At 63.6% G+C, this 15,160-nt stretch carries 17 protein-coding genes; 13 read left to right on the top strand and 4 right to left on the bottom strand.

Translation table 11 applies throughout. The features are described from left to right. Positions 1-17 precede the first annotated feature (17 nt). Positions 18-296, bottom strand: a complete 279-nt coding sequence (locus tag A9975_RS29265) for a hypothetical protein (RefSeq protein WP_183035790.1) — start codon at positions 294-296, stop codon at positions 18-20. A 31-nt stretch (positions 297-327) separates the two neighbouring features. Next, positions 328-651, bottom strand: coding sequence for a hypothetical protein (locus A9975_RS29260; RefSeq protein ID WP_183035789.1), 324 nt, complete (start codon positions 649-651; stop codon positions 328-330). 260 nt (positions 652-911) lie between these two features. Here A9975_RS29260 and A9975_RS29255 point away from each other — a divergent pair, with 260 nt between their 5' ends. Beyond that, positions 912-1,994 (top strand): YafY family protein, encoded by a 1,083-nt coding sequence (locus A9975_RS29255; RefSeq protein WP_183035788.1) that lies wholly within the window; start codon positions 912-914, stop codon positions 1,992-1,994. An 8-nt stretch (positions 1,995-2,002) separates the two neighbouring features. Here A9975_RS29255 and A9975_RS29250 read toward each other — a convergent pair whose 3' ends face one another. Next, entirely contained in the window at positions 2,003-2,755 is a 753-nt protein-coding gene (locus A9975_RS29250) for a hypothetical protein (protein ID WP_183035787.1), read from the bottom strand. Between the two features lie 56 nt (positions 2,756-2,811). On the opposite strand from A9975_RS29250, the gene A9975_RS29245 reads away from it, so the two are divergent. The 6 genes from A9975_RS29245 (at position 2,812) to A9975_RS29220 (ending at position 9,358) form a co-directional block, all read left to right on the top strand. After that, the gene (locus A9975_RS29245; protein WP_183035786.1) at positions 2,812-2,991 is read left to right on the top strand and encodes a hypothetical protein; all 180 of its coding nucleotides are present in this window, start codon (positions 2,812-2,814) and stop codon (positions 2,989-2,991) included. Beyond that, positions 2,988-3,494, top strand: a complete 507-nt coding sequence (locus tag A9975_RS29240) for an SMI1/KNR4 family protein (protein ID WP_183035785.1) — start codon at positions 2,988-2,990, stop codon at positions 3,492-3,494. The genes A9975_RS29245 and A9975_RS29240 overlap by 4 nt, the downstream gene beginning before the upstream one ends. A gap of 58 nt (positions 3,495-3,552) precedes the next feature. Then, on the top strand, positions 3,553-5,130 hold the full coding sequence (locus tag A9975_RS29235) for a hypothetical protein (protein WP_183035784.1): 1,578 nt from the start codon (positions 3,553-3,555) through the stop codon (positions 5,128-5,130). Positions 5,131-5,143: 13 nt separating this feature from the next. After that, a complete protein-coding gene (locus A9975_RS29230) occupies positions 5,144-5,887 on the top strand; it encodes a hypothetical protein (protein WP_183035783.1) in 744 nt (247 codons plus the stop codon). 450 nt (positions 5,888-6,337) lie between these two features. Next, positions 6,338-6,856 carry an arsenate reductase (azurin) small subunit gene (locus A9975_RS29225; RefSeq protein ID WP_183035782.1) on the top strand — a complete coding sequence of 173 codons (519 nt, stop codon included), beginning with the start codon at positions 6,338-6,340 and terminating at the stop codon, positions 6,854-6,856. A 15-nt stretch (positions 6,857-6,871) separates the two neighbouring features. After that, positions 6,872-9,358, top strand: a complete 2,487-nt coding sequence (locus A9975_RS29220; protein ID WP_183035781.1) for an arsenate reductase (azurin) large subunit — start codon at positions 6,872-6,874, stop codon at positions 9,356-9,358. Between the two features lie 26 nt (positions 9,359-9,384). Here the strand turns inward: A9975_RS29220 and chrA are convergent, their stop codons facing one another. Further along, positions 9,385-10,611 (bottom strand): chromate efflux transporter, encoded by a 1,227-nt coding sequence (gene chrA / locus A9975_RS29215; protein WP_183035780.1) that lies wholly within the window; start codon positions 10,609-10,611, stop codon positions 9,385-9,387. 240 nt (positions 10,612-10,851) lie between these two features. Here chrA and A9975_RS29210 point away from each other — a divergent pair, with 240 nt between their 5' ends. The 6 genes from A9975_RS29210 to A9975_RS29185 all read left to right on the top strand — a co-directional run bounded on the left by A9975_RS29210 (position 10,852) and on the right by A9975_RS29185 (position 15,153). Then, positions 10,852-11,178, top strand: a complete 327-nt coding sequence (locus tag A9975_RS29210; protein WP_183035779.1) for a helix-turn-helix transcriptional regulator — start codon at positions 10,852-10,854, stop codon at positions 11,176-11,178. 34 nt (positions 11,179-11,212) lie between these two features. Next, a complete protein-coding gene (locus A9975_RS29205) occupies positions 11,213-11,695 on the top strand; it encodes an ArsI/CadI family heavy metal resistance metalloenzyme (protein WP_183035778.1) in 483 nt (160 codons plus the stop codon). Positions 11,696-11,705: 10 nt separating this feature from the next. Then, on the top strand, positions 11,706-12,200 hold the full coding sequence (locus A9975_RS29200) for an arsenate reductase ArsC (protein WP_183035777.1): 495 nt from the start codon (positions 11,706-11,708) through the stop codon (positions 12,198-12,200). A gap of 19 nt (positions 12,201-12,219) precedes the next feature. Further along, positions 12,220-12,714: an arsenate reductase ArsC gene (locus tag A9975_RS29195; protein WP_183035776.1), complete on the top strand. Its 495-nt coding sequence runs from the start codon at positions 12,220-12,222 to the stop codon at positions 12,712-12,714. A 3-nt stretch (positions 12,715-12,717) separates the two neighbouring features. Then, positions 12,718-13,797 carry an ACR3 family arsenite efflux transporter gene (arsB, locus tag A9975_RS29190; RefSeq protein ID WP_183035775.1) on the top strand — a complete coding sequence of 360 codons (1,080 nt, stop codon included), beginning with the start codon at positions 12,718-12,720 and terminating at the stop codon, positions 13,795-13,797. A gap of 81 nt (positions 13,798-13,878) precedes the next feature. Continuing rightward, complete coding sequence (locus tag A9975_RS29185; protein WP_183035774.1) at positions 13,879-15,153, top strand: MFS transporter; 1,275 nt, start codon at positions 13,879-13,881, stop codon at positions 15,151-15,153. The last annotated feature ends 7 nt before the right edge of the window (positions 15,154-15,160 follow it).

The raw sequence follows: 15,160 nt of genomic DNA, 5'->3' as shown, positions 1-15,160 counted from the left end.
TGGTTCCGGCAGCCGCGTTACTCAAGATCCTCCACCAGCACCTTTCCGTATGCGGCGGCGGCGCCAACGATGAAGCCAAGCACTTCGGCGCTCAGGCCATTGATTCCCGAGAAACTACAAAAATAGAATCCGTAGGGCGCCACGCTGGCGATGGCATCGGGCATTTGGCCCGAATTCCCCGGCGACCTGAAATCAAAACCTGAGGCCCCCTTCTTGCCTGCCCCGCCGCCCGCGCGGCGGAGGATTTTCTCGGCGATGTCTTCGGACGGCAGGTCAACGACGATCTTGTATTCCACACCCATTCTGATGTCTCGGTAAAAGCTGGCGCTACCAGAAGCGGATCGCCCCGCCCAGCATGAAAAAGATCAAGACCAGCCCGTACTCTCCGAGCAGCAGCGGCGCGATCGTCAGCAAGCCCTGGAGGACCACCGCCGCCTTCCAGCGCCTGGACAAGCCATAGCGCCACCAGTACAGCGCATGCAGGATCAGGGTCAGGCCGTTGGCCACCCAGACCACGCCAAGGGCCATGATGTAGTTCTGCTGCGCGATCCGCAACACCAGGAGCAGCACACCCACCGTCAAGATCAGTAGCGATCCGACGCCAAGCAGAGCACGGCCCGTGGTGACCGGGTCGGACGTAGATCGTGGCATTGCATTTCCTTTGTCGGCGTGTTCGCGTCCGCCGTTTCTAACCAATCCAACCCGGCACATCCCGCAGGCAGGCTTCGGGATCGAAGCCGCGCCGAGTTTACAGGTTTATGCCGTAGCCGGCATAGGCTGGACTCGATCAGCGTGCGGGCTTGTAACTGGACAACGCTTGTCCAGTCCGAATACGATACCGGCGACAACAAACCTCATGCCTCACCCAAATGCCGACTCCCGCCGAAGTGCAACGCGCTGTCCTGGACATCATGGCTTCGCAGCGTCGCGATGCATGGAAGTCTCCCGAACTCAAGCGGGCAGTCATGGCAAAGCTGGGGATGCCAGGGGACCAGGAAAAGGACGTTCGCCGTGCCTTCGCCGCGCTGGAAGAACAAAACTACCTCGCGGGTCAGGGCAATGGCTCCGCAAGACGGTGGAGACTGCTGGCAAACGGGCCGGCAGCGGCCGTCCGGCCATCGATCGATCTTTCGCTGGCGCTGCTCAAGCTGCGGCAGCTTGCGCGACACCACCTTCCCAATAGCATCATCGGCGACCTCGAAGGATACTTTGAAGGCGCTGCGCGCGTGCTCCGCGCGAACCCCATCGACAGCCGCTCAGAGAGCGCGCTGGCGTGGATGGGCAAGACCGCGCGCCTGGACGCCGGCTATCCCTTGATCCCGCCAACCGTCGACGAACAGGTCTTCGAGACCATCTGGGCCGCGCTGTACCTGGACCAGACGCTGTTCGTGCGCTACCAGGTGGCCGCCAGGGAGATCACGCAGCCCAAGGAATACGAGGTGCTGCCCTACGCCATCGTCGAGAAGGGCTCGTTCTGGTACCTGGTGGTTAAGCACCGCCGCTCCAGCGGCAAGCAGGGCTCGCCCTGGTTGATGCGGCTCGACCGCATGCTTGCGGTGGAGAACCGCGGCTTCGTGCTCAAGCGTGAGCACGGGTTCGACCTGCAGGCCTTTATCAAGGAGGAGAAGGCGCTGGAGTGGTTCGCCAGCACGCCCGAGCCGCTCGTTCTGCGCGTGCGCGAGCGTGGTTCCGTCCCGAGCCAGTTCCGATCCGTGCGGCTCTCCGAAGATCAGTGCATCACGGAAGAGGAGGGCGGCTTTGTCCTGACCGCAACCGTTGCGCCGTCGATCGCGCTGAACAACCTGCTGCTGGAGTGCTCGCCGTTTGTGGAAGTCATTGCGCCGGCAAGTGTCCGGCGCGAGATCGGCAGGCTCCTTAGAGAAGCCGCTTCCATGTACGCCGACGACGACTACAACGATAGCGATGGCGATAGCGATGGCAGCGCCGCCGTGCCAACAGCCCCGCAGCCATCGCCCTTGGGGTCGGTCACCTAAGGGAAGCCTTAACGCACCAGATCCGGCCAGGGAAACGCGACCACCAGATCGGCGCTCGCCTTTTCGAAAGGGCGCGCGGAGTACCTCAAGCGCCGGGCCATGACCCCGGTGCGCCGGCGCAGCGCGGCGATGGCCGCGCTCGGGCCCGCAATCGAGATCCAGGAGGGCGCCGCATAGCCTCCGCCGATCAGGGCGACCAGATCCTCTTCGATCTTGCCGGCCAGGCGCTCGGGCGCGGGGTCGGTTTGCTGCAGCAGCAAGCAGGTGGTATCCAGCAATGCCAGCTCCCGCAGCCAGCTAAGCGGCTCGCTGCCCGCAGCCAACAGCGCGGCCGGATCCAGCGTCGAGCGCAAGAGAATGCCCAGCGCGCTCGCCAGGCTGCGCGAGCCAGCGAGGATCCAGCTGCCCGCGCGGACGGACGGCAGCTGGCTGGCAGAACCGAGCACAAGCGCAATCTCAAGGCTGCCGGTGCTGCGCGCCTTCCTCATCGCCTGCACCGGCCCCATGGCATTCCACATCGCGCCCCCGTTGGCGCCGGTCAGGCGCGCCGCGTCAACCAGGTGGACAACCACATCGGCGCGCGCGCCGGGATGCCCGGCCTGCATCCATTCAAGAGCACCCGCAAACGTCGGGCAATCCATGATCACGCCCTGCACTTCCTCCGCCGAGAAACCCCAGCGCTGAATCGCAAGCCGCAGCGGCTTGATAGGAATCAGCACGTCGTGGCCGATGGTCATGTCGAGGGTTTCGTTCTGATGCATTTGCTGGCTCCTGTGTATCGGTAGCCGCAAGTCTGCTGCCCGCACCGGACAGTGCAATGTCCGGTGTCGCCTCCAATATTCATGCCTGTTGTGCGGTTGAATGCCATGCCCCCATGCAACCTCAACCGGCTGCGCAAAAAAAGATCCGAGATTTCCCTAAAGTTATCGAAGGAATGGCCGATCTGGAATTGGCGAACGCATCACTCGGCAACACGCATTACTGGAATTCAAGATGAACACGCAATGGCATCTCCTGCTAGCCCGGCTGACAGCACATCACCCGGACCGTCTGGCAGGACTCAACCCATCCGCATCTGCCGAACGGGTGGCAGACCTTGAGCGCGAGCTCGGCGTGTCCTTGCCCGATGACTACGTGCAATGCCTGCTGGTGCACGACGGCCAGGATCGCCACGCCGAATGGCTCTTCGACGGCGCCGAATTCCTCTGCACCGCGCGCGTGCTGCGTGAGTGGAAGGTGTGGCATGAGCTCTGGGCCAGCGGCGAGTTCGCGGAAATGACAGCAAGGCCCGATCCCGGGGTGAAGCCACTGTGGTGGTCGCCAAAATGGATCCCCTTCACCTACAACGGGGCCGGCGATCACCTCTGCCTGGACCTGGACCCGGATACCGGCGGCCAGTACGGCCAGGTCATCGCCCTGTGGCACGACGCCCCCAGGAGAGAGCGCATTGCGGACAGCTTCGGCCAATGGTTCTCGCAACTCATCGCGCGCCAGCAATAGGCAACCGAACTACAGCCAAGCCCAACCAAAAGCCAGCAAGAACAAGCGAGAACAAGCAATGAGAGAATCCGCAACGCAGCTGCGTGAGCAACGGCTTCAAACCCTATTCGACGATTGTCAGCAGCACGTGCTTGCGCAGATCATCGGCCCCTTTGGCTTGTCCACGGCGATGTTCCAGGACAAGACCGGTGGCAACGTCACCACCACCCACAACTTCGCCCAAGGCACCACCGCAACGGACGACGACCAGGCGCGATACGCGCGCTTCCGGCAAAGCGCCGACGAATTCGATCGCGCCAGCTACGCGGCGAGCACCACCGATTGGCAACGCAAGCGCGACAACGCGGCGCAAAGCGGCATCGATGGCTACACCGGCAAGCCACTCAGCGAAGACTTCGACCTGGACCATGTCATTGCGCTCAAGGCCGTTGCCACCGATCCCCGCGCGCACCTTGCGCTTGGCGAAGTCAAGGACGGCACTGCCAGCGTCGACAAGATCAAGACGCTCCTCAACGACGACGCCAACCTTGTCGGCACCGACGCCAGCCTGAACCGCTCCAAGAGCGACAAGGATGCCCGGGAATGGGCCCGTGCCAATAAAGCCGGCCAGGACGACAAAACCAACGCCGAGCACTATGAAGTAGATCCCAAGCGCATGGACGAGGCCTACCGCACCGCCTCCGACAAGATCAACGCCACGATCGACACCAGCCTGCTCAAAAAGCAAACCGGCGAGCTCCTGACCACCGGCCTGGACCAAGCCGCGCGCATGGCCGTGCGCCAGGCGCTGGGGCTGCTGCTCACCGAACTGGTCAACGGCCTGTTCAATGAGTTCAAGGTCCTGATCAAACGCGGCGTGGCGGCAGGCAAAACGCTCTTCCAGGACATTCGCGAGCGCCTTGGCCGCGTCATCCAAACCGTGGCCGCAAAGCTGCCAGATGCCATGGGGCAACTGCTTGGCGGCGGCGTCAGCGGCTTCATGAGCAATCTGCTCACGTTCCTGATCAATTCGTTCATCACCACGGCCAAACGCATCGTCACCGCATTGCGCGAGGTACTGCTCGGCCTCTACCGCGCGTTCAAGCTCATCGCCATGCGGCCGGCACACATGACGCCGCGCGAGGCCATGCAGGCCGCGCTGAAGATCCTTGCCACCGTCGTCGCCACCACGGTCGGCGTGCTGCTCGAAGAGAGTGTGTCAGCCTTCATGCTCACCATCCCCTTGCTCAAGCCATTTGCTGATGTGGTCTCCCCGGTGCTGGTAGGCATTGTCAGTGGCCTGCTGTCCGCCTACCTCGCCTATCAGATCGACAGCGCGTTTGACCGGCAGGCACGCGACGAAAAGCTGCTGGACGAACTGATGGCCGACGCACAACGCCGCACCCGGTTCGCGGAAGAACTGTGCGCCCTGTGTGACGCCTCCCTGCGCAATGTCGAACAGTACGCCCAGGCCATGCATGGCTACGCCGACATCGGCGCGGCCTATGGCCAGGCAGGGCAAGCCAGCGCGCTCACCCTCGCCAGCCTGGAACACACCAATGCCCAGACGCGCGAGCAGGTTCGCCGCAGCCACGACGGCGTAGCCAGCATCGAAAGCCGTCAGCACCAAATCGACGCATTCCTGAACAATCTCTAAAACGGACAGCAGCATGAGTTACGCAGGCAAGCAGGATCTACAGATCGTTCAAGCATTCTCCTCGGTGGAGCTGCCAGAGCATATTTTTAGTTCCGGCAAGATCCAGGAACTGGTCGCCCGCATGGCAGACGCCAAGAACGCCACGGAAGGCGACGGCAATCGCCTCGCCCGCCTGCGCCGCGAGAAGTCCAGCAGCAATTTTGTCAGCAACTGGTGGAACGACCTCGACGACAAGATCAAGGATGCCAGCCTTGACCTTAGCCAATCGATTGGCAGCCTGACCCAGCGATCCGCGGAACTGCTGGCCGTCAACACCGCCATCTCCAAGGTGCTCAGCGACCAGCAGCAGGTGCTGCTCGAGCAGCAATCACAGCTGCGCCAGCAAGCCACCGCGCTTGCCGAGCAGAACAAACAGATCCGCGCCCAGCAGGACGAACTGGCGCAGCAGCAAACCGCGATCCACGCCGCCAACGAAGGCCTGCTGCAAGCCAAGGGCGTGTCCCAGGAACAAGCCCTCAAGCTCATCGGCTGCGTGCAACGCGTGGAAGCCGCCGAAGCCAAGATGGAATCGGCGAACCAGGTGCTGCTCCAAGGCATGGAAAGCCAACTCGCCCAGGCCGCACAGACACAACTCGCCAAGCTCCGTGCGGAGCAGCTGCAGAGCACAAAGCGCACCCGCTATGCCATCGTGGCCGCGCTGAGCCTGAGCGTGCTATCGATTGCGCTTCAGTTGGCGCTGCACTTCGGCGCCAGGTAAGTCACGGCTAGTGCGGTGCCGGATCGGGCGGCGCGTGCCCCGGTTGAAAAAAAGCGGTTCATCGGACGTTTTTGTGGGTCGATGTATCGCTGGGCCCAATCCAGCGCTGCCGTAGTTCCCCTCTCCCATTTCATGGGAGAGGGGAACACACCAGCGTTGTGCTTTACGACAGACATGCCCACGGGGGTCGAGATTCGCGCAACGTTGAACGTTGTTTGCTTAGCCTTTCACTCCCGCGGCCATGGCGACGGTATCTGTACCGCAGTGCAGCTTGCATTCGCCGCGCCGTTGCTCTAGAAATAATTAAATATTTCCAAAAATATCGGCGGTAGTCATCGCCGCGTGGCCCCACCGGGGCTGCGGCCGCAAGCATGCCCCCATGCCAACGACCACGGAATGCCGGCGACCCGCGACGGGCATCGCGATCGCATTCCGCAGGAGGGGGTGATCATGTCCATCACGCGCAGAGAGTTCCTGAAGGCCACCGGCGGCGCGGCCGCCGGCATTGGTGTTTCTGGAAGCTTGCCCACCCCGGCGCAAGCCGCGCCACCCCCCGGCGATCCGGGCCGGACGACGCTGCCTTTCACCCCTAGGGTGGTCGCGCAGATCGGACAGCTGCGGGTCAATACGCCGGTCAGTTTCCTCTACCCGGACGCGTCGTCGCCCTGCGTCGCCATCAAGATGGGGATGCCGGTGCCAGGCGGGGTCGGCCCCGACCGCGACGTGGTGGCCTACAGCACGCTCTGCACGCACATGGGCTGCCCGGTCGCCTACGACGCTGGCGCGCGCACCTTCAAATGCCCCTGCCACTTCAGCATCTTCGACCCCGAGAAAAGCGGCCAGATGGTGTCGGGACAAGCCACCGAAAACCTGCCCATGGTCCAGCTGCAGTACAACGCCAGCGATGGCACGGTGAAAGCCATCGGTGTCGAGGGGCTGATCTACGGGCGTCAAGCCAACCTGCTGTGAAGGGGGCGTACTGCCATGGCAACCAACAAGGATCGGGTGGCGCTGCCACCCGTGAATGCGCAGCGGACCAACCTGACCTGCCATTTCTGCATCGTCGGGTGCGGCTATCACGTCTACAAATGGCCGGAGAACATCGAGGGGGGCCGCGCGCCCGGCCAGAACGCGCTGGGGCTGGACTTTCGCAAGCAGCTGCCTGCGCTGGCGGTGGTGATGACGCCAAACATGCAGAACACCGTCACCGACCGGGACGGCCAGCGCCACAACATCCTCATCGTGCCCGACAAGCAATGCAGCGTGAACCAGGGCTTGTCGTCGACGCGAGGCGGTCAGTTGGCCAAGGTGATGTACAACCCGGACGGCGTGGCCAGGGCGCGCTTGCGCAGCCCGCGCGTCTATATGGCCGACCAATGGGTCGATACCAGCTGGGATGACGCGCTGGCCCTGTACGCCGGCGTGACCAAGCGGATACTGGATCGCGACGGGCCCGCCGCGCTGGCGTTCGATTGCTTTGACCACGGTGGCGCGGGCGGTGGCTTCGAGAACACCTGGGGCACTGGCAAGCTGATGTTCACGGCGCTCAAGACGCCGCTGGTCCGGATCCACAATCGGCCGGCCTACAACTCCGAATGCCATGCCACCCGCGAGATGGGCATCGGCGAGCTCAACAACAGCTATGAGGATGCCGAACTCGCCGATGTGATCATGGCAATCGGCTGCAACTCCTACGAGACCCAGACCAACTACTTCCTGGCGCACTGGCTGCCGAATCTGCAGGGCCAGACCATGGACAAGCGCAAGACGCGCTTCCCGGGCGAGAGCATTGCCGCGGCCAAGGTGATCTTCGTGGACCCGCGCCGCACCACCACGATCGCGGTGGCGGAGCAGGCGGCCGGCAAGGACAACGTGCTGCACCTGGATATCGAGCCCGGCACCGACATTGCCCTGTTCGATGGGTTGCTGACCCATGTGGTCGACCAGGGCTGGCACGACCAGGCATTCATAGCGGGCTATACCAAGGGATTCGATGCGGCGCTGCGCGCGAACCGGTTGTCGCTGGAAGACACCAGCCGCATCACCGGCGTGCCAGTCGACAAGCTCAGGCTTGCGGCGCAGTGGGCCTACAAGCCAAAGGCGTCCGGCCACCGGCCGCATACGATGCATGCCTATGAGAAGGGCATCATCTGGGGCAACGACAACTACCTCATCCAGTCCGCGCTGGTGGACCTGGTCCTGGCCACGCACAACGTCGGCCGGCGCGGCACGGGCGTGGTGCGCATGGGCGGGCACCAGGAGGGTTATGCCAGGCCGCCCTATCCTGGCAGCACCAAGATCTACGTGGACCAGGAGATCATCCACGGCAAGGGGCTGATGTACACGGCGTGGGGCGCCAACCCATTCCAGACCACACTTAATGCGCAGGAGCACCGCGCCGTGATCCTGCGGCGCACCGCGGTTGTGCGAGAGGCAATGGCACGCCAGCGCGGGGCCACCGCGGCGCAGATGGCGGATGCGATCTACGACGCCGTGAAAAGCAAGGGCGGGCTGTTCCTGACCAACATCAACCTGTATCCCACCAGCCTGGCTGACGCCGCCCACCTGATGCTGCCGGCCGCGCATCCGGGCGAGATGCACCTGACCTCGATGAACGGCGAGCGCCGGATGCGCCTATCGGACAAGTTCATGGACCCACCGGGCACCGCGCGCCCGGACTGCCTGATCGCCGCCGATATCGCCAATACGCTCAAGCGCTTGTACGAGGCCGAGGGCAAGGGCGAGATGGCCGCGCGCTTTGGCGGCTTCGACTGGCGGACCGAAGAGGACGCCTTCAATGACGGCTTCCGCCAGGCGGGCCAGCCGGGTGCCGTCCCGATCGATAGCCAGGGCGGCGCGACCGGCAACCTGGTCACCTACGAGCGCCTGCGCGCGATGGGCAACAATGGCGTGCAACTGCCCACGAAGACGTACAGCAACGGCAAGTTGGTCGGGACCGAAATGCTCTACATGGACGGCAAGTTCGATACGCCCGACGGCAAGGCCGAGTTCAAGCCAGCGACCTGGCCCGGGCTGCCGAAGCCAGTCGCCGAGCAGAAGGCCAAGTATCACTTCTGGATCAACAACGGCCGGGTCAACGAGGTGTGGCAGACGATGTACCACGACCAGTTCAACGAATTCGTGCGTGCGCGGGTGCCCATGGCCTATCTGGAGATCCATCCAGCGGACGCGCAGGCGCTGGGCGTGGCCTCCGGCGACGTGGTCGAAGTCTATAACGACTACGGCTCCACCTATGCCCTTGCCTACCTGGAGCCAGACATCAAACGCAACCAGACGTTCATGCAGTTTGGCCATTTCAACGGGGTCATGGGCAACGTGACCACGCCGTGGACCGACCGCAATGTGGTGCCGTACTACAAGGGCACTTGGGCGGACCTGCGCCGCGTTGGCAGCATGCAGGACTTCAAGGACACCGTCAGCTTCAAGCGGCGACGGTTTGACCGCACCTAGCGCGAACCCGGGTGGCGGCGCGAAGGTTAAAGCGCGACGCTCAGCAGCCACCCGGCCGCTCCGCTGCAGATGACAACCAGCCACGGCGGAAGCTTCCAGAACATGAGCGCCACAAACGCGATCACCGCGAGCCCGAAGTCGGCGGGCCCGTGCACGGCGCTGGTCCACACGGGATGATAGAGCGCAGCTAGCAACAACCCGACCACGCCCGCGTTCACGCCGGCAAGCGCCGCCTGCGTGCGCACATTGCGGCGCAGCTGCTCCCAGAACGGCAACGCACCGCCTACCAATAAAAACGACGGGACAAAGATAGCCACCAGGCACACCAGCGCACCGACCCACCCGCTCGGCGCAACCGTCATGGACGCGCCGAGAAACGCCGCAAACGTAAAGAGCGGCCCCGGCACCGCCTGCGCTGCGCCGTAGCCCGCCAGGAAGGTGTCATTGGTTACCCAGCCGCTGGGCACAACCGCGGCTTGCAAGAGCGGCAGCACCACGTGCCCCCCGCCAAAGACCAGCGATCCCGCACGATAGAACGCACCCGCTACCGCCAGCGTCTGATTGGGCCAGGCTTGCACGGCCAGAGGCAGACCCGCCAGCAGGATAAAGAAAACGCCCAGCAGCAAGCCCCCAACGCGCCGGCTGATCGAGATCGGAAGCGGGTCGTGGGTGATATCGCGCGCTGGCTTGAACATCGCCAGGCCCACCACGGCGGACGCAGCGATCACGCCGACCTGTCCCCACGCGTTCGGCCAAAGCAGGGCCACGCAGGCAGAGAACGCCGCAATGGTGATACGGGTAGTGTCCGTGCACAGACTGCGGGCCATGCCCCAGACGGCCTGCGCGACCACGGCCACGGCCACCACCTTCAGTCCGTGCAGCGCACCGGCCGGTATCACATCGCCCCACGTCGAAATGCTGAGCGCGAACAGCACCAGGGCCACTGCGGACGGCAACGTGAACCCTACCCAGGCCGCCACCGCGCCCATGAAGCCGGCGCGCGACAGGCCTATCGCCATGCCAACCTGGCTGCTGGCGGGACCGGGCAAAAACTGGCAGAGGGCAACCAGATCCGCGTAGCTGCGCTCGCTCAGCCAGCGCCGACGCGTGACGAACTCCGCTCGGAAGTAGCCCAGGTGGGCAATCGGCCCCCCAAAGGAAGTCAGGCCCAGCCGGAGGAAAGCGAGAAACACCGCCCAGGCATTGCCTATGGCATCCCTGTCCCTCTTGACCTCATTCTCGGTGGCTAGCATCCATTCAACTCCGCTTCGGTTGGCAAACAATCGATTTCCGCGATCGAAGATCGATCATCCCGCCATGCTAACGACCCTGGATGACAAGCGTCAAACCACCGCGCCAGCGGACACAGCCCACCGTCCAGCCGGCGTCGCCTATCGTCGACTTGGCACGCGCCTAGCCCGCGTTCGTCACCCCATTCGTCACCCACATTCGTCGCCCTTGTTTTTGGCCAACATTTCCAATATTATGGAAATATGGAAGAAAACGATGCCATCCGCTCTCTCGCCGCCCTGGCCCATGGCCTGCGGCTACAGGTTTTTCGCTTGCTGGTGGTGGCCGGGCCATCCGGGTTGACGCCCGGCGCCATGACCGAACAGATCGGGGTGCCCGGCGCAACGTTGTCCTTCCACCTGAAGGAGTTGATGCATGCCCGCCTGATCACGCAAGAGCGTGAAGGCAGGCGTCTGATCTATCGCGCCGCGTTTGCGCACATGAATGACCTGCTTGGCTTTCTGACAGCCAACTGCTGCCAAGGCGAGGCCTGTCTCGACAATGCCGCCACTACCGTTTGTGCGTGCTAAATGGGAACGAAACGGGAACGAAAGGGGAACGTCAATGAAGCGCTTTCATATCCACCTCAATGTCCAGGACCTCGGCAAGAGCATTGCCTTCTACACGAAGCTGTTCGCGGCCGAGCCGACCCGGATCGAGAGTGACTACGCCAAGTGGATGCTGGAAGACCCGCGAGTGAACTTCGCCATCTCCACCCGCGGCGGTGAGCCTGGCGTGGATCACCTGGGGTTCCAGACCGACGACGCGCAAGAGCTGGCGGCGCTGAAAGACCGCGCGCAAGCCGCCGATATGGCGCTGCTGGATGAGGGGCAGACAACATGCTGCTACGCACGCAGCGAAAAGCACTGGGTCACGGATCCCCAAGGCATCGCCTGGGAGCATTTCCATACGCTCGGGAACGTACCGGTGTTTAGTGAAAGCCGGCCCGTGGAATCCGCCAGCGCCGACTCGGCATGTTGCGCGCCGCGCGCCCCGCAGGGCAAGCCGATTGGCATCGCCGTGAAGGCTAACTCGTCGTGCTGCTGAAGAGGCCAACATGAGCGAAAAGACCTATAACGTGCTCTTCATTTGCACCGGGAATTCGGCGAGATCCATTCTGTCCGAGGGGCTGATGAACCATCTGGGCAAGGGGCGCTTCCGGGCCTACTCGGCCGGCAGCCACCCGACGGGTGTGGTGAATCCCCTCGCGCTGGCGACCCTGCGGCGCTACGGACTGCCCACGCAAGCCTTGCGCAGCAAGAGCTGGGACGAGTTCTCCCAGGACGGCGCGCCGCAACTCGATTTTGTCTTCACGGTTTGCGACAAGGCCGCCGGAGAAATGTGCCCGGTATGGCCCGGTCAGCCGATGACGGCGCACTGGGGCGTGCCGGACCCGGCCGCATGCGAAGGGACTGAGGCGCAGAGGCAGCAGGCGATCAACGATGCAGCCATCACCCTGAAGCGACGCATCGAACTGTTCCTGTCCCTCCCTATCCCTAAGCTCGATGCCGTTGCCCTCCAGAAGGCAGTGCGCGATATCGGGCAAAGCTGACCATCACTAGGCGGTTCCCATGACAACCAACGTCCTGATCCTTTGTACCCACAACTCGGCCCGCAGCGTGTTGAGCGAAGGCATGCTCAACCATCTGGCAAAGCAGCTAGGCAAGGATGTCCGGGCCTATAGCGCCGGCAGCGCCCCAAGCGGCCGCATCAACCCGTTTGCACTCGAGGCGCTAAGCCAGGCCGGCGTCGATGTAGAAGGGGTTCGCAGCAAGAGCTGGGACGAGTTCGTCGGCGACGATGCCCCCAAGATGGACATCGTGATCACCGTGTGCGATAGCGCCGCGGCCGAGGCGTGCCCATACTGGCCGGGCAGCCCGGTCAAGGTGCACTGGGGGTATGCCGATCCCTCGCACGCGCAGGGCGGCGACGACGCAAAGCGCCTTGCGTTCGAGCTCACGCGACAAGCCATCGGCTACCGCATGCTGCAACTGCTATTGCTGCCGATCAAAGAACTGAGCAATGCGCAATTGCAGGAAGCCCTGCAACGCATCTCGCAGAGCTGAACCATGACCACACACGAAGCAACGTCCTCAACGCACGTCTCAACGAAGCCGGCGATCGGGTTCTTCGAGCGTTACCTGACCATCTGGGTCGCGCTTTGCATCGTCGTCGGGATCATGCTCGGCCAGGCGTTGCCGGGCGTTTTCCAGGCAATCGGTGGCATGGAGTACGCGCAGGTGAATCTTCCGGTCGGGATTCTCATCTGGGTGATGATCATCCCCATGCTGCTGAAGATCGATTTCGGCGCACTGGGCCAAGTCAAGTCTCACTGGCGGGGAATTGGTGTCACGCTATTCATCAACTGGGCCGTCAAGCCGTTCTCGATGGCGCTGCTCGGCTGGATCTTCATTCGACACTTATTTGCGCCCATGCTGCCTGTCGAGCAGTTGGATAGCTATATCGCCGGGCTGATCCTGCTGGCAGCGGCGCCGTGCACGGCCATGGTGTTTGTGTGGAGCCAGCTCTGCAAGGGTGATCCTTATTTCACGCTCTCCCAGGTGGCCCTGAACGATGCCATCATGGTGGTGGCATTCGCTCCGGTGGTCGCGATGCTGCTTGGCTTGTCGTCCATCACCGTGCCGTGGGACACGCTGCTCACGTCGGTTGGCTTGTACATCGTGGTGCCGGTCCTGATTTCACAGGCCCTGCGCAAGCTCCTGCTGAGCAAAGGTGTTGCGTACTTCCAGCGCGTTGCCCACAAAGTTGGGCCGTATTCCATCGCTGCGCTACTGCTGACCCTGATCCTGCTGTTTGCCTTCCAGGGCAAGGCGATCATTGACCAGCCGCTGGTGATCGCACTGCTGGCCGTGCCGATCCTGATCCAGGTCTTCTTCAACTCGGGACTGGCCTATCTGCTAAACCGCAAGCTGGGTGTGGCCCACTGTGTCGCCGGCCCGTCCAGCCTGATCGGCGCGAGCAACTTCTTCGAGCTTGCCGTGGCGACGGCTATCAGCCTCTTCGGCTTCAAGTCTGGCGCCGCGCTGGCGACGGTGGTGGGCGTGCTGATCGAGGTGCCGGTGATGCTGCTGGTCGTCGGTATCGTCAATCGGACCCAGAAGTGGTACGAAGCAGGCGCGAAGGCCTGAGCGCATAAGGCACCAGCACAATCGCTCCACGCCCGGCAACTGCAACTTGCCGGGCGTTCCTTTTTTCGGCAAGGGATGGGCATGAACGAGGCATCCGACGGCGAGCGGTTGGAGGGCAGGCCAGTATCGCCTACCAAGCTGGCTCACACGATCCCTGCGCTGGGCATCGCGCAGATTGCATCTTGGGGGAGCCTGTACTATGCGTTCGCGGTCCTCGCCAAGCCCATACAGGCCGATCTGCATCTCAGCCAGCCGGAGATCTTTGGCGCCTTCACGTTCGCCCTGCTGACGTCCTCCCTGTGCGCACCGCGTGTCGGCAGAGCCATCGACCGCCGCGGAGGGAAACGGGTCCTTTGCGTGGGGTCGCTGGTCGCTGCGACAGCACTGCTGGCGATGGCTTGCGTCACGGAAGTGTGGACCGTCTATGCGGCCTGGATGCTAGCCGGCCTGGCCATGCCCATGGCGCTCTATGACCCGGCCTTCGCCACGCTGCATCAACTGGATGCGGCTCGCTATCGCAGCAGCGTGTCGACGCTGACCCTGTTCGGCGGGTTCGCCAGCACCGTTTTCTGGCCGCTGACCGCCTTTCTGAACGCCGAGCTGGGCTGGCGCATGACGCTCCTCGTGTTCGCCGGCATCCAGATCGCCGTCTGTTTGCCGCTGCATGGACTGGTTCTTCCTCGCCTATCAGCGCGCGCGCAGCCACAGGTCGCGGCTCGTGCCACTGGCGCGTCACCTTCGGCGGTGGCAGGAAAGCCGTTCTTCCTGCTTGCCGGCGCCTTTGCTGCGGCGTTATTCGTCTTCGGTGCACTCTCCGTCCACCTATTGAATCTGCTGCAGGCCGGTGGGCTCAGCACCGCCCAGGCGGTGATGGTGGCCAGCGTCATCGGGCCAATGCAGGTGACCGGGCGCGTGATGGAGTTGGTCTTCGCGAAACGGTTGCGGCCGGCGCAGGTAGGCTGGCTCTCCCTCAGCCTGCTAGTTGTGGCGCTCCTGCTGCTGGCCAGCAGCCCGGGTAGCATTGGGACGGGCATGGCCTTTGCCGTGGTCTACGGCCTGAGCAATGGCCTGTTGACGATTGTGCGGGGCACGCTACCCGCCGAACTCTTTCCCCGCGTGCCGGTAGGCAATTTGCTCGGCCGGCTGGCGCGGCCCACATTGTTGTCCATGGCGATCGCGCCGCTGTGCTTCTCGCTGGTATCGTCGAGCGGAGTGGCGTTTGCCGGGCTGGTCCTGGTACTCCTTAGCCTGGCATCGCTCGCCCTGATGCTGCTCGTTGCGGCGACGCGGCAACCGAGGGGCGCGGCGGCCACGGTAGGCAAGGCGAAGATCGAGGCGAATCGTCCCGGTCAGTGACGACAGG

Origin of the sequence: Cupriavidus sp. UME77 (assembly GCF_014170355.1) — a bacterium.
GTDB classification, from domain to species: domain Bacteria; phylum Pseudomonadota; class Gammaproteobacteria; order Burkholderiales; family Burkholderiaceae; genus Cupriavidus; species Cupriavidus basilensis.
Note: the sequence above shows the minus strand (reverse complement) of the source record. Positions and strands in the feature narration are given on the sequence as shown.